Below are 17,832 nucleotides of genomic sequence, written 5' to 3'. Positions count from 1 at the left end.
GCTCACTCGTCGGCGGGTCCGGACAGGATCTGGCCGAAGAGCACGGCGACCCAGAGCGCGAACGTCAGGACGTGCACGACCGTGCACCACAGGCAGATGGCGTGGATGCGGAACAGCTCGGCCCACACGAGGTAGAGCGCCATGCCGAGGCCGACCGTCAGCCAGGCGAGGCGTGCCGGGTCGAGCCATCCGTCCGTGCGACGCCACGTGGGGGGCAGGCAGAGCCACAGCGTGACGGCGAAGAAGACGAGCCCCAGCAGCGCGACCGGCACACCCATGAAGGTGCTCCACGGCGAGCTCGTCACCTTGGCGCAGTCGACGACGCCGCCGATGCTGCAGGCGAGGGTCGAGTTCGCGGTGAAGTGCTCGAAGGTGAGGTACGCCGAGACGAGCAGGCCGAGGACGCTGAGCGTCACGGTCACGGGCGCGAGCCACACCGGCCGCACGCGTACGGCCGTGGTGGACACCTGCCCCGTCACGTCACCGCGAAGGGAGCCCATGGAGCTCACCGCTTGAGCAGCACGGACGCGGTGACCACGCCGCTGCTCTTGCAGACGTTCGCCGGCTGGTTGTCGGTCTGTGCGCAGATCTGGGCCGTCAGCATGTTGATGGCCGGCAGGACCGTTTTGCCGACGTCGGACTTCGGGTCGGAGATGCCGGCGATGATCTGGTCGTAGGTCTTGCCGTCGAAGACGTTCGCGTCGACCGTCGCGCCGTTCGTCGCGTGGGTGCCGCCGTAGCTGACCCACGGGATGCCGCCCTCGGGGTTGAACTTCTGGAAGAGCGCGAGGTTCTCGCCCTCCAGCGTCTGCAGCGGCTTGTTGTTGCGGTCCTGGGTCTCGACCGCGTCGAAGGACACGTAGTCGCTGGTGTACTTCGCGTCCTTGAAGGAGAACGTGGGGGTGTCGGGGTGCACGTCGCTGCTCGAGCTCGTCGTGTCGGTGAGCCCGGTGAAGCTGCCGAAGCGCGAGAGCGCACCGATCATGGCCCAGCGCTCCATCGCGCAGAACGGGCAGAACTCGGCGCCGACGTAGAGCACCTTGGTCTTGGCGCCGTCCTTGAGAGGCGTGCCGCCGTTGAGCTTGGCGGGTGCCTGCGACGGGGAGGGCGCGGGCGCGGAGTCGAGGAGCGTCGCCGGCAGGGTCTCGAGCTTCTGCAGGGCGGCGGCCCCACCCGAGGCCGCAGGCGCCGGCGCGGGACGGTTCGCGATCGTGATGCCGACGACGACGGCGATGACGACGACCACCACCGCGACGACCGCCGCGATGACCTGCGTGCGCTGGCGGTCCTTGCGGGCGGCCTCGGCGCGCAGCTGCGCTGCCCGGGCCGCCGTCTCTGCGCGGTTGCTCTTCGCCACGGGTTCCGTCCTCCGTCTGTCTGCTGCCGTCCCGGCACTTGTACTACGCGCTGTAGTTGACACCGCCAACTCTAGCGAGGTCCCCCTGACCAGCGTCGGGCGGTTCGGCGGAGTTCCCGGGAGTCACCGGTCACACCCGGACCACCGCGCGGCCCAGCACGCATGCCGTCCGACGCCGGACGGCATACGTCAGCCGCGACGCTGGCGGGCGATCTCGTAGAGGGTGACGCCCGTGGCGATGCCGGCGTTCAGCGACTCGACCGCCGAGCTCATCGGGATCGAGACGATCTGGTCGCAGGTCTCGCTGACGAGGCGCGAGAGACCCTTGCCCTCGGAGCCGGCGACGATGACGAGCGGCTCGGAGGCCAGGGTCAGGTCGGGCAGCTCGACGTCCCCGTCCATGTCGAGGCCGAGGATGAAGAAGCCGGCCTTCTTGAACTCCTCGAGGGCACGGTTGAGGTTGCTCGCCTTGGCGACCGGCACGCGCGCGGCAGCACCGGCCGACGTCTTCCACGCCGAGGCGGTCATGCCGACCGAGCGGCGCTCGGGCACGACGACGCCGTGGCCGCCGAAGGCCGCGACGGAGCGGATGATCGCGCCGAGGTTGCGCGGGTCGGTGATGCCGTCGAGCGCCACGACGAGCGGAATGCCGGGCATCTCGGGGTCGATGAGGTCGCTCGGGTGCGCGTAGTCGTAGGGCGGCACCTGCAGGGCGAGGCCCTGGTGCACGGCGCCGTCGGTGAGCCGGTCGAGCTCGCCGCGCGGGGTCTCGAGGATCGGCAGGCCCCGCTCGGTCGCGATCTTGAGAGCCTCGCGCACGCGGTCGTCGGAGTCGATGCGGCCCGCGACGTACATCGTCGACACGGGGATGTCGGCGCGCAGGGCCTCGACCACCGAGTTGCGCCCGGCGACGATCTCGCTCGAGCCCTTGGTGCGTCGCTGCGGTCGGGCCGGTCCGCGGGAGGACCCGCCGCCCGGGCCACCCTGGCGCTTGGCCACGGCCTTCGCGCGCTTGTGCGCCGGGTGGTACTCGCGGTCGGCGGCCTTCGGCGTGGGCCCCTTGCCCTCGAGGCCGCGACGACGCTGGCCGCCGGAACCGACGGTCGCGCCCTTGCCGCCCTTCCGGATGGCGCCGCGCCGCTGGGAGTTGCCTGGCATGTCAGCCCTGTGCCTTCTCGGCCCCGAGGGCCGCGTTCGTGGAGTCGGTGGCGTCGGCCGCGGCCCTCGTCGGGCGCGCGAGCGACCACTGGGCCCCCGACTGGGTGTCGGTGATCTCGATGCCGACCGCGGTCAGCTGGTCGCGGATCTCGTCGGCGCGCTCGAAGTCGCGCTCCTGCCGGGCGACCTGGCGGGCGTCGAGCTGGGCGCGGACGAGCGCCTCGAGCGCGAGCTCGACGGCAGCCTCCTCGCGCGCGTCGCCCGAGCCCCAGTGGGCCGCGAGCGGGTTGACGCCGAGCACGTCGGTCATCGCCACGACGGCGGCCGCGGCCTCGAGTGCCGCCTCGTCGTCGTCCTCGTCGAGCGCCGTGTTGCCGGCCCGCACCGTGTCGTGCACGACGGCGAGCGCCCCACTGACGCCGAGGTCGTCGTCCATCGAGGCGACGAAGGCCTCGGGCAGCGCCGCCACGTCGAGCGGCACGATGGCGCCCCGCCGCGACGCCCGCTCGAGGAAGCCCTCGATGCGGTCGACCGCGGCCGACGCCTCGTCGAGCGAGCCGGGGTGGTACTCGATCATCGAGCGGTAGTGCGCGGCCGTGAGGTAGTAGCGCAGCACGATCGGGCGCGTGTCCTCGAGCAGGTGGCGCACCTCGAGCGCGTTGCCGAGCGACTTGCCCATCTTCTGGCCCTTGACCGTCACCCACGCGTTGTGGAGCCAGTAGCGGGCGAAGCCGAGGCCGGCCGCGCGCGACTGCGCCAGCTCGTTCTCGTGGTGCGGGAACCGCAGGTCGATGCCACCACCGTGGATGTCGAACTCGTCGCCGAGCCAGCGCCGGGCCATCGCCGAGCACTCGAGGTGCCAGCCCGGGCGGCCCGTGCCGAACGGCGTCGGCCACGAGGCGCTCTCGGGCTCGTCGGCCTTGCGGCCCTTCCAGAGCGCGAAGTCGCGCGGGTCGCGCTTGCCGCGCGGGTCGGCGTCGTCGGCGCTCGCCATGTCGTCGATGGACTGGCCCGTGAGCGAGCCGTACTCGGGCCACGAGCGCACGTCGAAGTAGACGTCGCCGCTGCCGTCGGGGGCGGCATACGCGTGCCCCTTCTCGATGAGCGTCTCCATCAGCGTGACCATGTCGGGCACGTGCCCGGTGGCGCGCGGCTCGTAGGTGGCCGGCTCGACGCCGAGGGCGTCGAGCGCCTGCGCGGTGAGGCGCTCGTTGCGGTAGGTCAGGGCGAACCAGTCCTCGCCCGCCTCGGCCGCCTTGCGCAGCACCTTGTCGTCGATGTCGGTGACGTTGCGCACGAGCGTCACGTCGTAGCCGTGACCCGTCTCGAGCCAGCGGCGCAGCACGTCGAACGCGACGGCGAACCGGATGTGCCCGATGTGCGGCGCACCCTGCGTCGTGAGACCACAGATGTACATGCCGACCTTGCCCGCCTCGCGCGGCGTGAACTCGCGCAGCTCCCGGGTTGCGGTGTCGAACAGTCGTAGGGTCACCCGCCGAAGTCTATCGGCGCACGACGTCGCACCCGACCACGCGCACCCGAGCACGTATGCCGTCCGGCCGGCATACGCTCTCGGCCTCCTCGCGCGTCCCCGCGGCTACGCTCGCGCCATGGCGGAACCGCGGCTCACGAGCTACGAGCGGCTCGACGGCGCAGAGGTGCGGGCCGTCATCACCTACCTCGGCGAGCGCATCGACACCTACCTGCCGCGCCACCCCGGGCTGCGCGCGGCGACCGACGAGCTCGGCAAGGTCGTCGACGGACTGCAGGAGCGGTCGCTGAGCGCACCCCGGCAGCGGGCCGCACTCGTGCTCGTCGCCCGCGCGCTCATCCTCGTCGTCGCGGCCGTGTCGGTCGTCGCCGTGGTGACGGCCGTGCGCGACGCCCTGACGCGGGTCGGCAAGCTGGCCGCGTTCGAGTGGCTGCCCGTGCTCGAGAGCCTCATCAACGACCTCGTCTTCGCCGGCATCGCCATCTGGTTCCTGCTCTCGCTCGCCGACCGGGTGGTGCGCAACGACCTCATCCGGCGGCTGCACCGGCTGCGGTCGCTCGCGCACATCATCGACATGCACCAGATGAGCAAGGACCCCGCGCCCGTGCTCGGCCGCTCGGTGCCTGCGGAGCCTGCCGCCCCCGAGCGGGTCAGCCCGCGCACGATGTCGGCCCGCGACTACGGCCTCTACCTCGAGTACTGCTCGGAGCTGCTGTCGCTGACCTCGAAGGCGGCCGCCCTGTGCGCCGAGGAGTCCACCGACGCCCTCGTGCTCGACACGGTGAGCGAGATCGAGAACCTCACGACCGGGATGAGCCGCAAGATCTGGCAGAAGATCAGCCTCCTGCGCGAGACCCCTCACACCTGACCGGGTCAGTGGCCCCGGCGGACCCACTCGTCGAGGTCGGGCTGCTCGGCGCCGATCGTCGTCGAGTCGCCGTGTCCGGTCAGCACCACGGTCTCGGGTGGCAGGCTCAGCAGCCGGTCGCGGATCGAGTCGACGATCGTCGGGAAGTCGGAGTACGACCGCCCCGTCGCGCCCGGCCCGCCCTGGAAGAGGGTGTCGCCGGTGAACACGACGCCGAGCGCCGGAGCGTGGAAGCAGCAGGCGCCCGGGGCGTGACCCGGCGTGTGGAGCACCCGCAGCTCGACGTCGCCGACGGTGATGACGTCGCCGTCCGCGAGGTCCTGCGTCGGCTCGAGGTCGGGGTGGCTCTGGCCCCACAGCACGCGGTCGTCCGGGTGCAGAGCGACCTGCGCGCCGGGGTGGGCCGCGAGCAGCTGGGGAACGACGGTGACGTGGTCGTCGTGCGCGTGGGTCAGCAGCACGTGCGTCAGGCGCCGGTCGCCGACGAGCTCGAGGATGGGGGCGGCGTCGTGCGGGGCGTCGACGACGACGCAGGTCTCCTCGTCACCGACCACCCACACGTTGTTCTCGACGTCCCACGTGCCGCCGTCGAGACTGAAGGTGCCCGACGTCGTCGTGCGGTCGATGCGCACGCCTCCCGCCGAGGGCTGGATGTCTGCGGCCGTCGTCACAGCTCGACCACCGATCGCAGCACTTCGCCGGCGTGCATCTTGTCGAACGCGGCCTCGATGTCGCCGAGGCCGATGCGCTCGGTGACGAACGCGTCGAGGTCGAACCGGCCCTGCTTGTAGAGCTCGACGAGCATCGGGAAGTCGCGGCTCGGGAGGCAGTCGCCGTACCAGCTCGACTTCAGCGCGCCGCCGCGGCCGAAGATCTCGATCATCGGGAGCGTCACCTGCTTGTCGGGCGTCGGCACACCGACGAGCACGACGGTGCCGGCGAGGTCGCGGGCGTAGAACGCCTGCTCGTACGTCTCGGGACGCCCGACCGCCTCGACGACGACGTCGGCGCCGTTGCCGCCCGTGAGCCCCCGGATCGCCTCGACCGGGTCGGTGGTCGCGCTGTTGACGGTGTGCGTGGCACCGAAGTGCCTGGCCTGCTCGAGCTTCCGGTCGTCGATGTCGACGGCGATGATCGTCGTCGCGCCGGCCACCTGCGCCCCCGCGATCGCGGCGTTGCCGACCCCACCGCAGCCGATGACGGCGACCGAGTCGCCGCGGGTCACGCCGCCGGTGTTGACGGCCGCGCCGAAGCCGGCCATGACACCGCAGCCGAGCAGGCCCACGGCGGCCGCGTCGGCCTCGGGCACCTTCGTGCACTGGCCCGCCGCCACCAGGGTCTTCTCTATGAACGCGCCGATGCCGAGCGCCGGCGTGAGCTCGGTGCCGTCGGTCAGCGTCATCTTCTGCTTCGCGTTGTGGGTGTCGAAGCAGTACCAGGGCTTGCCCTTGGCGCAGGCGCGGCACTGGCCGCAGACGGCCCGCCAGTTGAGGATGACGAAGTCCCCGGGCGCCACCTCGGTGACGCCCTCGCCTACGGCCTCGACCGTGCCGGCCGCCTCGTGGCCGAGCAGGAACGGGTAGTCGTCGTTGATGCCGCCCTCGCGGTAGTGCAGGTCGGTGTGGCACACGCCGCACGTCTTGATCGCGACGACGGCCTCACCGGGCCCCGGGTCGGGCACGACGACGTCGACGACCTCGACGTCGGCCCCCTTGGCCCGGCTGATGACACCCTTGACGGTCTGCGGCATGACGGCTCCTTCTGCCTCGTCGGTACGGTCCGTTCGATCCTGCCAAACGCCGAGGAGGTCCCGTCGAGCGGTCGCCGAGTGCAGCGTCGAGTGCTCAGTTGCTGCGCCGGCGTGCCGTGGAGGAGCCGAGCTGGCTCATGTCGCCGCTCCTTGTCGATGAACACCGAGTCTTCCCCCCCGAGTCGAGTGCTCGGTTTCCGACGTGCTCGGCGTGCGAGGAACTGAGCACTCGACTGTCTGCGTGAGTCGAGTGCTCAGTTCCCTTCGTCGTGGGTCAGCGACCGAGGTCCTCGCGCGTCGGGTCGTGCCGGTCGGCCTCGCGCAGCCGCTCGTCTCGCTCCCGACGCGACTCCTCCGCGCCACCGCTCCGGTCGCGCGCCTCGGCCTCCAGCCGCTCGGCCTCGACCTCAGCACGCTGTGCCTGGGCGCGGGCCATCTGCGACCGGGCTTGGGCCTCGGTGGCGGCGGCCTCTTGCTCGCGCAGCTCTTGGTCGTGTTCGCGGGCCTGCTCGCGGATGTCGGCGGCCCGTTCGCGCTGCGCCTCGACTCGGTGGCCCCGGCCGCGAGCGGCGACGAAGCCGATGACGGCGAGAACGACGACGATCGCCACGACGATCCAGATGATGGTGCTGACTCGCATGCCGGACCTCCTCGGCGGGCCACGCGCCGATGCGTCGCCCTACACCGTGGGCGTACCCGCCGCGGCCGCCGTCAAGCGCCGCCCGTCGTCGAGGACGCCTGGTCCACGGCGACGACGAGGGCGGTCGCGATCGCCGCGACCCCCTCGCCTCTGCCGGTGAGCCCTAGGCCGTCGGTAGTGGTGCCGCTCACCGACACCGGGGCGCCGGCGGCCTCCGACAGCGCGGCCTCGGCCTCACCCCGACGCGTGCCGATCTTCGGCCTGTTGCCGACGACCTGCACGGCGATGTTGCCGATCTCGTAGCCGGCCTCCCGCACGAGCCGGGCCGCCTCGGCGAGCAGCGTCACGCCGGACGCGCCTGCGAGCTCGGGCCGGGCGGTGCCGAAGTGGGCGCCGAGGTCACCGATCGCCGCGGCGGAGAAGATCGCGTCGCACGCTGCGTGCGCGGCGACGTCTGCGTCGGAGTGCCCGTCGAGGCCACGCTCGCCCGGCCAGTGCAGCCCGGCCACCCACAGCTCGCGGTCGGAACCCTCCGGGGCGTACGCGTGGACGTCCACCCCGACGCCGACGCGCGGCAGCGTGGTCATCGGTCCTGCTTCCAGTCGATGGGCCCGCGGTGCACCTTGTGCGGCGCGGCCTGGGCGACCGGCTTGATCACCATGGTGTCGATGTTGACGTGCTGCGGCAGCCCCACGACGAAGCCGACGCACTCGGCCACGTCGTCGGCGACGAGGGGCCGGTCGACGCCCTCGTAGACCTTGTCGGCAGCGGCCCGGTCGCCGTGCAGCCGGGTGAGGGAGAACTCCTCGGTGCGCACCATTCCGGGGCGGATGTCGATGACGCGGATGTTCTCGCCGTTGAGCTCGAGCCGGAGGGTCTCGGAGACCACCGACGTGCCGTGCTTGGCCGCGACGTAGCCGGCTCCGCCCTCGTAGACGCGCTCGCCCGCGATCGAGCTGATGTCGACGATCGTGGCGCGAGCCGACTGCCGCAGCAGCGGCAGCACGGCCTGCGTGACACGCAGCGTCCCGACGACGTTGCTGGAGTACATGCGCTCCCACTCGTCGGGGTCGCCGTCCTCGACGCGGTTCACGCCGAGGGCGCCGCCGGCATTGTTGACGAGCACGTCGCAGCGGCCGAGGCCCGCGACGCCGCTCTCGACGGATGCCGCGTCGGTGACGTCCATGACGACCGCCCGCGCGTGTCCGCCTGCGCCCTCGACGGCGGCGACGACCTCGTCGAGCTTCTCGCGCCGGCGGCCGGCGACGACGACCTCGAAGCCGTCACCGGCAAGGCGGCGCGCGATGGCCGCGCCGATACCGGTGCCGCCACCGGTGACGAGGGCGAGGGGTCGGGACTGGTCAGCCGTCTGCTCGGTCATCTGCACGGTCATCTGCTCGGTCACGCTGCCGAGGATAGGCAACTCCCCCGTGGGATGTTGTGCACGGTCGCGCGTGACCGCGCGACACGTCGAACGGGAGCGTTCGGGTCAGGTGCTCTCGGCGAGCAGGCGCGCGGCTGTCTCGAGGTCGGCCGGCGTCGTCACCTTGAACGCGCGAGCGTCACCCTCGACGACGAGCACTGGCTCACCGAGCCGCTCGACGAGCCCGGCGTCGTCGGTCGCGTCGCTCGACGCTGCGTGGGCGCGCACGAGCACGTCGCGGCGGAAGCCCTGGGGCGTCTGGACTGCCCGCAACGACGAGCGATCGGGCGTCGCGACGACCAGACCCTCGACGTCCACCTGCTTGACCGTGTCGACGACCGCCGTGCCCGGTACGACGGCAACGGCCCCCGCCGTGACCGCAGCCACGACCCGGTCGAAGACCTCGACCGGGGTGAGGCACCGTGCCGCGTCGTGCACGAGCACGACCTCGACGCCCGCTGACAAGGCACCGAGCCCGGACGCCACCGAGTCGCCCCGCTCGGCGCCACCCACGACGACCGTCACGGCGCCCGCCGGCCCGACCTCACGGCATACGGCCTCGGCGATCGCCTGCGCGCTCTCGACGTGGGACGCGGGGACGACGAGCACGACCTCGGAGACGGCCGCGCACGCAAGAACCCCCCGCAGGGCGTGCCCGAGGAGGGGCACCCCGGCGAGGGGCACGAACGCCTTCGGGACCGAGGCCCCCAGACGTGAACCGGAGCCGGCCGCGACGACGATGACGCCGACGCGACCGGCTCCGGTCATGTGGTGTGAGCTGCTCAGGACGCGAGGACCTCGTCGAGGATGGTCTCGGCCTTCTCCTCGTCGGTCTTCTCCGCGAGCGCGAGCTCGGAGACGAGGATCTGGCGGGCCTTGGCGAGCATCCGCTTCTCACCGGCGGACAGGCCGCGGTCCTGGTCACGACGCCACAGGTCGCGCACGACCTCGGCGACCTTGATGACGTCACCCGACGCGAGCTTCTCGAGGTTCGCCTTGTAGCGGCGCGACCAGTTGGTCGGCTCCTCCGTGTGCGGGGTGCGCAGCACCTCGAACACGCGGTCCAGACCCTCCTGACCCACGACGTCACGAACGCCCACGAGGTCGCAGTTCTCGGCTGGCACTTCGATCGTCAGGTCACCCTGAGCGACCTTGAGCTTGAGGTAGAGCTTGTCCTCTCCCTTGATCGTGCGTGTGTTGATCTCTTCGATGAGTGCAGCCCCGTGGTGGGGGTACACGACCGTCTCGCCGACCTTGAAAACCATCTGCTGTTTTCCCCTTTCGCGACCTCCAGATTATCACGATCCAGCGCCCATCGCGATTTGAGGAACCGGCATCATCGCAGGTCAGAGCCACAGTCCGGCCCCAGGACGTCATGCCGGACGTCTTGACAGAGAGCCCTTTGGCGTGCATCGAGCGGCCCTCGCCACGGCCTTCCGGCGGCCCCACGACGGCCCCACGACGGCCCCACGGCGGCCGTCCGGTCGGCTCCGGGACACCCGAACCCACCCTCCGGTGCGGTCGCCGGCGCCCGAGGGGCACCTCGCGGCGGGTGCACGACGCTCCCGACGCGGCCGCCGGTAGGCTGTCGCCCGTGAAGCGTCGAATCCTCGCCCAGGCCCCCGCGCGTCGCCCGTCCACCCGTCGGGTGTCGACGGTGCTGGCCGGCGTGGCCCTCGCCGCCGTGACTGCCGGCTGCCAGGTCAACTCCCCCGTGCAGACCGACGTCCAGTACGTCCCGGCCGACGGCGTGCCCGCCGACGTGGGCCAGCTCGCCGTGCGCGACCTCGTGCTGATCGGCGACGGCAAGGGCACCGTCGTCATCTCGGGCTCGGCCGTCAACCTCGGCCAGCAGGAGATGACGGTCCAGATCGCCGCCCAGGCCGACCCGAACGCGACGACGCAGCCCACCGGCTCCGAGGTGCAGCTCCGCCCCCGCGAGCAGGTCAGCCTGGCCAGCAAGGGCCTGCAGCTGACCGGCGTCACGGCGAAGCCCGGCGGCGTCGTCCCGGTCACGGTCACGTCGAGCACGGGCGGCACCGCGGTCGTCAAGGTCCCCGTCCTGCCGGCCACCGGCTACTACGCCACGGTCACGCCGGCGCCGACCGGCGCCTGACCACACCCACCCGGCCTGCGCCTGCGCCTGCGCCTGCGAGCAGCAGCCCAGCAGGTACGCGAGGAGCGGCCCACCGCACGGTGGGCCGCTCCTCGTGCGTCAGGTCGTCCGGTTCAGCTCGCCTCGAACTTGTAGCCGAGCCCACGCACGGTGACGATGTGCACCGGGTTGCTCGGGTCGGGCTCGATCTTGGCCCTCAGGCGCTTGACGTGGACGTCGAGGGTCTTGGTGTCGCCGACGTAGTCGCTGCCCCACACCCGGTCGATCAGCTGCATCCGGGTGAGCACCCGGCCCGAGTTGCGCAGCAGCATCTCGAGCAGCTCGAACTCCTTGAGCGGCAGCGACGCCGACCGCCCGTCGACGCTCACGGTGTGGCGCTCGACGTCCATGCGCACCGGGCCCGACTCGAGCGTCGAGGGCAGCAGGTCCTCCGGCTCGGCCAGGCGCCGCAGCACCGCCTTGACCCGCGCCAGCAGCTCGCGGCTCGAGTAGGGCTTGGTGACGTAGTCGTCGGCGCCGATCTCGAGCCCCACGACCTTGTCGATCTCGCTGTCCTTGGCGGTCAGCATGATGACGGGCACCGAGGAGCGCTGCCGCAGGGCCCGGCACACGTCCACGCCCGAGAGGCCGGGGAGCATGAGGTCGAGCAGCACGAGGTCGGCGCCGTTCTTGTCGAACTCCGCCAGCCCGTCGGGGCCGGTCTCGGCCACGGCGACGTCGTAGCCCTCCTTCTTGAGCAGGTAGGACAGCGGGTCGGAGAACGACACCTCGTCCTCGACGATCAGGATGCGACTCAAGACGGGCCTCTCAGGGTCAGGCGGGCTGGCCGGCGGGGTGGGTCGGGTTCGAGGGTTCAGGCGTTGACGGTCGGTCCGGAGCCGGCCCGGCGCGCGTCGGTCTCGGCATCGGTCTCGGCGTCGGACTCGGCTCTCGTGGCGGCTTCGGAGCCGGCCGAGGGCGCAGGTGCCGTCGGTGCGGCGACCGGCCCGGCGGCATACGCCCCGGGTGGGTCTGTGGAGGGAGGGGCGGGCGCGGGCTCGGCGGCGGGCTGGATGGAGGCCGACGCGTTGGCGGCCGGCAGCTCGATGGTGAACGTCGAGCCGCGGCCGACCTCCGACCACACCGACACGTTGCCGCCGTGGTTGTCGGCCACGTGCTTGACGATGGCCAGGCCCAGGCCCGTGCCACCGGTCGCGCGCGAGCGGGCCGTGTCGACGCGGTAGAAGCGCTCGAAGATGCGCTGCTGCTCGTCGGCCGGGATGCCGAGGCCCTGGTCGGTGACCGAGACCTCGACGACTCCGGGCCTGCCGCGGCGCACCTTGACGCCCACGCGGGTGCCGTTCTCGGAGTATGCGATCGCGTTGCCGATGAGGTTGCTGATGGCTGTCGTGATGAGCTCGGCGTCGCCCCAGACCTCGCAGCCCTCGTCGACCGCAGCGGCGAGCTCGATCCGGCTCTCCTCGGCGAGCAGGCGGCTGCGGTCGGCGGCGTCACGCGCGCACGCGCCGACGTCGATGATGGCGGGGTCCTTGACGACGTCGGCACCCTGCAGGCGCGACAGCTCGACGATCTCCTTGACGAGGCGCGTGAGGCGCGTGGACTCGACGCTGATGCGCTTGGCGAAGCGGGCGACGGCCTCGGGGTCGTCGTGCGCGTCGAGCACGGCCTCGGCGAGCAGCGAGATGCCGCCCACCGGTGTCTTCAGCTCGTGGCTGACGTTGGCGAGGAAGTCGCGGCGGATCTCCTCGACGCGCGCCGCCTTCGACCGGTCCTCGACGAGCAGCAGCACGTGGTCGCCGCGGAGGGGCGCCACGCGGGCCGCGACCACGAGGCGGCCGTCGCCGAGACCCTTGCGCAGCACCATCTCGGCCTCACGGATGACGCCGTCGCGCCGGACCGCTCGGGCGAGGTGCAGCAGCTCCGGGTGGACGAGCTCCTGGCCGCGGACGAGGCCCTGGGCCACGGCGGCCGGCGAGTTGTTGACGACGCGGTCGGAGGAGTCGACGACGATGCCGCTCGAGCGCAGGACCGCGATGACCTCACCGACGCCCGGGGGCAGCGGCGGGTCGGGCGGCGCCGGGTCGTCGGCCGCGGTGGACCGGTCCGACAGGCGCACGGCGACCATCGCCAGGCCGCCCAGGGCGAGGCCGGCGATGCCACCGAGCGTTGCCGCGGTCGTCGGGTCCACGACACTCAGCGTACGCATCCGTCGGGCACGCTCAGACCATGCACGTACGCGTCGTGCGCGGCACGAACCCAGTGTTCACCTGAGCGTCCCCACGCATTCACGAAGCCCTGCGAGCCTCTGCACCAGCGGGGCTGGTGTCTCGCCGCGCGGTGTGCCTCCCGCGGGCCCGCGTGGTGGCAGGCTGGAGGACGACGAAGCCAGACACGGACCAGCGCCGCGCCCGCACCAGAACCACTATGACCAGCGACTGAAAGCCACGACGGCGCGACTGCCGCCATCGGCACCATCGGCACGACCGGCAACTGACAGGAAGACCATGCGCGACCAGTTCCACGAGGACCTCGACACGATCTCGGACCAGCTCGTCGAGCTGACCCGCCTCGCCGGGTCCGCCATCTCCCGCGCCACGACCGCGCTCCTCGACGCCGACGTCCATCTCGCCGAGTCGGTCATCGAGGCCGACCGCAAGCTCGACGACATCCGCATCGAGCTCGACGAGATGTCCATCGACCTGCTCGCCCGCCAGCAGCCGGTCGCGACCGACCTGCGCATCGTCGTCACGGCGATGCACATGAGCTCGGACCTCGAGCGGATGGGCGACCTCGCGCGCCACGTCGCCAAGGTCGCCCGCCTGCGCACGCCCGACTCCGCGGTGCCCCCCGAGCTGCGCTCGCACATCCTGCAGATGGGACAGGTCGCCGAGGCCATCGTCGCCAAGTGCGGATCGATCATCGCCAGCAAGGACGTCGCCGCCGCCATCACCCTGGAGAAGGACGACGACGCGATGGACGAGCTGCACCGGCAGCTCTTCGCCGCCCTGCTCGACGAGAACACGAGCTGGTCGCGCAGCGCGCTCCTCGACCTGACGCTGGTCGGCCGCTACTACGAGCGGTTCGCCGACCACGCCGTCTCGGTGGCCCGCCGGGTCGTCTACCTCGTCACGGGTGAGTACGACTCCGAGGTCAGCTACGACCACGAGGACGCCGAGGACGCCGACGTGCTCGAGTCCATCGAGCACGACAGGCACGCCTGACCAGACCGCGCCCGTCCCGAGGAGGGTTGACGTTGCCAGGGCAGCGTCAACCCTCCACGCGTATGCCGTGCCGTCTGCCGTGCCGTATGCCGTATGCCGGGTGCCTGGGGACAGCGCGCCCGGCCACCCGGTCGACCGCGGCAGGCTCGACCCATGCGCCGAGACCTCCGCGCCGTCGCCGGCTCGCAGCTCGGGCTCGTCACCCGCGCCCAGGCACTCGAGTCGGGTCTGACCGACGCGGCGATCCGCTGGAAGGTCGAGTCCGGTCGGTGGGTCCAGGTGCAGCGCGGGGTCTACTCCACGGCGCCCGGTCGTGACGACTGGCACGCCCGGGCGCTCGCCGCGCTGCTGCGGGTCGGCATCCCGTCAGCCCTCTGCGGGCCGAGCGCGGGGTTGCTCTGGGGGCTCGTGCCACAGCCGGGGAGCGACGTGCACCTGGTCGTCCCGGTCGACCGCCGGCCCGAGACGACCCCAGGCATCGTCGTCAGCCGCAGCCGCCACGCCTACGAACGCACCGACGAGCGGGCCTGGCCACATCGGATCGGCATCGACCACACGGTGTTCGACCTCGCGCAGGGCCAGCCGCTCGACCGCGCCGTGGCTCTCGTGGCCAAGGCCGTGGGGACGCATCGGACGACCGTGCGCAACCTGCGCCTCGCCCTGGCTCAGCGGCCGAACCAGTCGCACCGCACGCTGCTGCTCGAGGTTCTCGCCGATGTCGCCGCCGGCACCGAGAGCCCGGCCGAGCGTCGCTTCACGCGCGACGTGGAGCAGGCCCACGGGCTGCCGGCCTCGGTGCGCCAGGCCGACGGGCCCGGCGGCACCCGGTGCGACAACGACTACCCGGACCTGCGGGTCAAGGTCGAGGTGGACGGGCGGCTCGGGCATGCCGGCTGGGCGAACCAGCAGCGGGACGGCCGTCGCGACCGTCGCAACGCGGCCGGCCGCTGGCTGACGGTCCGGGTCTACTGGAGCGACGTCGCCGTGACGCCGTGCGAGACCGCGCTGGAGCTCGAGGCGATCTTCCGCGGCCGCGGATGGCGGGGGTCAGCCCGCCGCTGCCGACGCCGGGCCTGCCCGGTGGGTCGGGGTGTGGAGGGTTGACGTCGCCAGGGCAGCGTCAACCCTCCACGGGCCGGACGTGGTGCGGGTCAGCGACCCTGGTTGGCGACGGCCTCGGCCGCAGCCTTGGCGGCCTCGGGGTCGAGGTAGCGCCCACCCCGGGTGACGGGACGGAACTGCTCGTCGAGCTCGTAGACGAGCGGCATACCCGTGGGGATGTTGAGGCCCGCGATGTCCTCGTCGGAGATGCCGTCGAGCGTCTTGACCAGGGCCCGCAGCGAGTTGCCGTGCGCGGCGACGAGCACGGTCAGCCCGTCGGCGAGGTCGGTCTGGATCTCGTTCTCCCAGTAGGGCACGAGACGGGTGACGACGTCCTTGAGGCACTCGGTCGACGGCATCGCGGCGCCGAGCCCGGCGTAGCGCGGGTCGTTCGTCTGGGCGTACTCGTCGTCGGGGTCGATGGGCGGCGGCGGCACGTCGTAGGAGCGACGCCACAGCATGAACTGCTCCTCACCGAACTCGGCGAGGGTCTGCTTCTTGTCCTTGCCCTGGAGCGCGCCGTAGTGGCGCTCGTTGAGGCGCCAGTCGCGCTTGACCGGGATCCAGTGGCGGTCGGCGGCGTCGAGCGAGAGGTTGGCGGTGTTGATGGCCCGGCGCTGCACCGACGTGTGCACGATGTCGGGCAGGATGCCGGCGTCCCTGAGCTGCTGGCCGGCCCGCACGGCCTCGGCCCGGCCCTTGTCGGTGAGGTCGACGTCGACCCACCCGGTGAAGAGGTTCTTGGCGTTCCATTCGCTTTCGCCGTGGCGGACGAGGACGAGCGTGTAGGTCATGGCGGCCAGCCTAGCGACGGCCGGTCAGGCGCCCGAGCCGTCGTCCAGCAGGTGACGGAACGCGTCGAGGTTGCGGGTCGACTCGCCGCGCGAGACGCGCCACGCCCACTCCTTCTTCATCGACCCGAGGAAGCCGAGCGCGAGCAGCTCGTTGAAGACGTCGTCACTCGCGGCGAGCACGATGCCGAAGAGCTGGTCGAGGTGTTCGGCGTCGAGCGCGACCGTCGGCACCTCGCCGCGCAGGTAGACGTCCCCGTCGTTGTCGATGGCGTACGCCACCCCCTGCAGCCGCAGGTTCTTGCGGAGCAGGGTGCGGTAGAACGCCTCGTGGTTCTCGTCGGGGTTGCGGATGACGAAGGCGCTGAGGCTCGTCGTGCGGTCGCGCACCAGCACCGAGAGGACCGTCTTGAGCTTCTTCTCGCCGGGCAGGGTCACGACGTACTCCCCCGGCCGCCCGCCGAGCTCCCACTCGAGCCCGACCGAGCCGAGGTATGCCGTCAGGCGGGCCTCGGCGTCGGGGCCCGGTCCGCGACGGGCCGCGTCGGGGCGGCTGCCGTTGCTGCCGTTGCTGGGGGCGCTCACGGGATCACCGCCGTGGGCACGCCGACGAGACTCTGCCCCTCGTCGATGGGCGACTCGGCCGACCCGGTGGCGCGCTCGCGGATCGCCTGGCGGTAGACGTCGAGCAGCCGGTCGGTCGTGGCCGCCCAGCCGAACTGGGCGGCGTGACGGACTGCGGCGTCACCGAGCTCGAGGCGCCGGCGGTCGTCGTGCAGCAGCGACTCGACGGCGTCGGTCCAGTCGGGGATGCCGTGGCCGTCGACCAGCACGCCCGCGTCGCCGACGGCGGTGGGCAGCCCACCCACGCGGGCCGCGACAACGGGGGTGCCGCACGCCTGGGCCTCGATGGCGACGAGCCCGAACGACTCGGAGTAGCTGGGCACGAGCACGAGGTCGGCGGCGCGGTACCACTGCGCGAGCACGGGCCGGCCGACCGGGCGCACGAAGCGGACGACGTCGTCGATGCCGAGCGTGAGCGACAGCTCCTCGAGCTCGTGCGGACGCGTCAGGCCGCTGCCGCTGGGCCCGCCGAGCACGGCGACGGTGAGGTGCTCGCGGCGTGACGGGTCGCGGCGCAGCAGCTCGTCGGCCACGCGCAGCAGCACGTCGGGCGCCTTGAGCGGCTGGATGCGCCCGACGAAGAGGAGCAGTTGTCCGTCGACGGGCAGCCCGAGCTCGCGGCGCGCGGCGAGCCGGTCACCGGGGGTGAAGGTCGACAGGTCGACGCCGGGCGGGACGACCGACACCTTCGCCGGCGGCGCGGCATACAGCTCGACGAGCTCGCGGGCCTCGTCGTCGGTGTTGGCGATGAGCCGGTCGGCGGCCTCGACGACCTGGACCTCACCGATCTCGCGGCCGCGCGGCTCGGGGCGGTCGCCCTCGGCGAGGTGGAGGTTCTTGACGCGGGCCATGGTGTGCATCGTGTGGACGAGCGCGACGCGCCAGCGGTCGGCGGCGAGCCACCCCACCTGGCCCGAGAGCCAGTAGTGCGAGTGGACGAGGTCGTAGTGGTCCTCGGGCACCGACAGCCCTGCCTGCATGATGCCGGCCGAGAAGGCGCACAGCTGGCCGGGGAGGTCCTCCTTGGCGAGCCCCTCGTAGGGCCCCGAGGTCACGTGGCGCACCGTCACCCCGGGCGTGAGCTCGACCTCGACCGGGGTCTCGCCCGTGGTGCGCCGGGTGAAGATGTCGACCTCGACGCCGCGTGCGGCGAGCTCCCTCGCGGTCTCGGCCACGTAGACGTTGAGGCCGCCCGCGTCGCCCGTGCCCGGCTGCTCGAGCGGTGAGGTGTGGACGCTGATCATCGCCACCCGTCTCGGATCGGCCACCGTCGGCATCCCTTCGTCGTGCA

At 72.1% G+C, this 17,832-nt stretch carries 20 protein-coding genes; 4 read left to right on the top strand and 16 right to left on the bottom strand.

From position 1 onward, the window contains the following. Window positions 1-2 precede the first annotated feature (2 nt). From ACYVNR_RS04610 to cysS, 4 genes are all read right to left on the bottom strand, one after another. Window positions 3-500: a vitamin K epoxide reductase family protein gene (locus ACYVNR_RS04610; RefSeq protein WP_461046877.1), complete on the bottom strand. Its 498-nt coding sequence runs from the start codon at window positions 498-500 to the stop codon at window positions 3-5. 5 nt (window positions 501-505) lie between these two features. Continuing rightward, window positions 506-1,357, bottom strand: coding sequence for a DUF929 family protein (locus ACYVNR_RS04605; protein WP_045190916.1), 852 nt, complete (start codon window positions 1,355-1,357; stop codon window positions 506-508). Between the two features lie 189 nt (window positions 1,358-1,546). After that, window positions 1,547-2,515 carry a 23S rRNA (guanosine(2251)-2'-O)-methyltransferase RlmB gene (gene rlmB, locus ACYVNR_RS04600; RefSeq protein ID WP_461046874.1) on the bottom strand — a complete coding sequence of 323 codons (969 nt, stop codon included), beginning with the start codon at window positions 2,513-2,515 and terminating at the stop codon, window positions 1,547-1,549. Between the two features lies 1 nt (window position 2,516). After that, on the bottom strand, window positions 2,517-4,007 hold the full coding sequence (gene cysS, locus ACYVNR_RS04595; protein ID WP_045190918.1) for a cysteine--tRNA ligase: 1,491 nt from the start codon (window positions 4,005-4,007) through the stop codon (window positions 2,517-2,519). 118 nt (window positions 4,008-4,125) lie between these two features. Here cysS and ACYVNR_RS04590 point away from each other — a divergent pair, with 118 nt between their 5' ends. Then, window positions 4,126-4,875 carry a hypothetical protein gene (locus ACYVNR_RS04590; RefSeq protein ID WP_045190919.1) on the top strand — a complete coding sequence of 250 codons (750 nt, stop codon included), beginning with the start codon at window positions 4,126-4,128 and terminating at the stop codon, window positions 4,873-4,875. Between the two features lie 5 nt (window positions 4,876-4,880). Here ACYVNR_RS04590 and ACYVNR_RS04585 read toward each other — a convergent pair whose 3' ends face one another. The 7 genes from ACYVNR_RS04585 to ACYVNR_RS04555 all read right to left on the bottom strand — a co-directional run bounded on the left by ACYVNR_RS04585 (window position 4,881) and on the right by ACYVNR_RS04555 (window position 9,953). Next, window positions 4,881-5,546, bottom strand: a complete 666-nt coding sequence (locus ACYVNR_RS04585) for an MBL fold metallo-hydrolase (RefSeq protein ID WP_461046871.1) — start codon at window positions 5,544-5,546, stop codon at window positions 4,881-4,883. Continuing rightward, on the bottom strand, window positions 5,543-6,625 hold the full coding sequence (locus tag ACYVNR_RS04580; protein WP_461046869.1) for an S-(hydroxymethyl)mycothiol dehydrogenase: 1,083 nt from the start codon (window positions 6,623-6,625) through the stop codon (window positions 5,543-5,545). Before ACYVNR_RS04580 ends, ACYVNR_RS04585 begins: the two co-directional genes overlap by 4 nt. Window positions 6,626-6,899: 274 nt before the next feature. Next, window positions 6,900-7,265 carry a hypothetical protein gene (locus tag ACYVNR_RS04575; RefSeq protein ID WP_461046867.1) on the bottom strand — a complete coding sequence of 122 codons (366 nt, stop codon included), beginning with the start codon at window positions 7,263-7,265 and terminating at the stop codon, window positions 6,900-6,902. A gap of 71 nt (window positions 7,266-7,336) precedes the next feature. Next, window positions 7,337-7,852 carry a 2-C-methyl-D-erythritol 2,4-cyclodiphosphate synthase gene (gene ispF, locus ACYVNR_RS04570; protein WP_045190921.1) on the bottom strand — a complete coding sequence of 172 codons (516 nt, stop codon included), beginning with the start codon at window positions 7,850-7,852 and terminating at the stop codon, window positions 7,337-7,339. Continuing rightward, on the bottom strand, window positions 7,849-8,646 hold the full coding sequence (locus ACYVNR_RS04565) for an SDR family oxidoreductase (RefSeq protein ID WP_045191097.1): 798 nt from the start codon (window positions 8,644-8,646) through the stop codon (window positions 7,849-7,851). The genes ispF and ACYVNR_RS04565 overlap by 4 nt, the downstream gene beginning before the upstream one ends. 108 nt (window positions 8,647-8,754) lie before the next feature. After that, entirely contained in the window at window positions 8,755-9,456 is a 702-nt protein-coding gene (gene ispD, locus ACYVNR_RS04560) for a 2-C-methyl-D-erythritol 4-phosphate cytidylyltransferase (protein ID WP_045190922.1), read from the bottom strand. A gap of 14 nt (window positions 9,457-9,470) precedes the next feature. Next, window positions 9,471-9,953: a CarD family transcriptional regulator gene (locus ACYVNR_RS04555; RefSeq protein WP_030199704.1), complete on the bottom strand. Its 483-nt coding sequence runs from the start codon at window positions 9,951-9,953 to the stop codon at window positions 9,471-9,473. A 329-nt stretch (window positions 9,954-10,282) separates the two neighbouring features. On the opposite strand from ACYVNR_RS04555, the gene ACYVNR_RS04550 reads away from it, so the two are divergent. After that, on the top strand, window positions 10,283-10,804 hold the full coding sequence (locus ACYVNR_RS04550) for a hypothetical protein (protein ID WP_045190923.1): 522 nt from the start codon (window positions 10,283-10,285) through the stop codon (window positions 10,802-10,804). Window positions 10,805-10,917: 113 nt separating this feature from the next. On the opposite strand, the gene ACYVNR_RS04545 is transcribed toward ACYVNR_RS04550, so the two are convergent. Beyond that, window positions 10,918-11,601 carry a response regulator transcription factor gene (locus tag ACYVNR_RS04545; RefSeq protein WP_045190924.1) on the bottom strand — a complete coding sequence of 228 codons (684 nt, stop codon included), beginning with the start codon at window positions 11,599-11,601 and terminating at the stop codon, window positions 10,918-10,920. Window positions 11,602-11,657: 56 nt separating this feature from the next. Further along, a complete protein-coding gene (locus ACYVNR_RS04540; RefSeq protein WP_461046864.1) occupies window positions 11,658-12,992 on the bottom strand; it encodes a sensor histidine kinase in 1,335 nt (444 codons plus the stop codon). Window positions 12,993-13,308: 316 nt separating this feature from the next. On the opposite strand from ACYVNR_RS04540, the gene phoU reads away from it, so the two are divergent. Continuing rightward, entirely contained in the window at window positions 13,309-14,025 is a 717-nt protein-coding gene (phoU, locus tag ACYVNR_RS04535; protein WP_045190926.1) for a phosphate signaling complex protein PhoU, read from the top strand. Between the two features lie 153 nt (window positions 14,026-14,178). Continuing rightward, window positions 14,179-15,129, top strand: a complete 951-nt coding sequence (locus tag ACYVNR_RS04530) for a type IV toxin-antitoxin system AbiEi family antitoxin domain-containing protein (protein WP_461046862.1) — start codon at window positions 14,179-14,181, stop codon at window positions 15,127-15,129. A gap of 47 nt (window positions 15,130-15,176) precedes the next feature. Here the strand turns inward: ACYVNR_RS04530 and ACYVNR_RS04525 are convergent, their stop codons facing one another. The 3 genes from ACYVNR_RS04525 to mshA all read right to left on the bottom strand — a co-directional run bounded on the left by ACYVNR_RS04525 (window position 15,177) and on the right by mshA (window position 17,818). Beyond that, complete coding sequence (locus ACYVNR_RS04525; RefSeq protein ID WP_045190928.1) at window positions 15,177-15,920, bottom strand: phosphoglyceromutase; 744 nt, start codon at window positions 15,918-15,920, stop codon at window positions 15,177-15,179. Window positions 15,921-15,944: 24 nt separating this feature from the next. Next, on the bottom strand, window positions 15,945-16,421 hold the full coding sequence (locus ACYVNR_RS04520) for a YbjN domain-containing protein (RefSeq protein WP_045191098.1): 477 nt from the start codon (window positions 16,419-16,421) through the stop codon (window positions 15,945-15,947). A 77-nt stretch (window positions 16,422-16,498) separates the two neighbouring features. After that, window positions 16,499-17,818, bottom strand: coding sequence for a D-inositol-3-phosphate glycosyltransferase (gene mshA / locus ACYVNR_RS04515; RefSeq protein WP_461048281.1), 1,320 nt, complete (start codon window positions 17,816-17,818; stop codon window positions 16,499-16,501). Window positions 17,819-17,832: the final 14 nt, after the last annotated feature.

The sequence above is a fragment of the Terrabacter koreensis genome (genome assembly GCF_054783315.1).
This window is presented reverse-complemented; position numbering and strand designations above follow the sequence as displayed.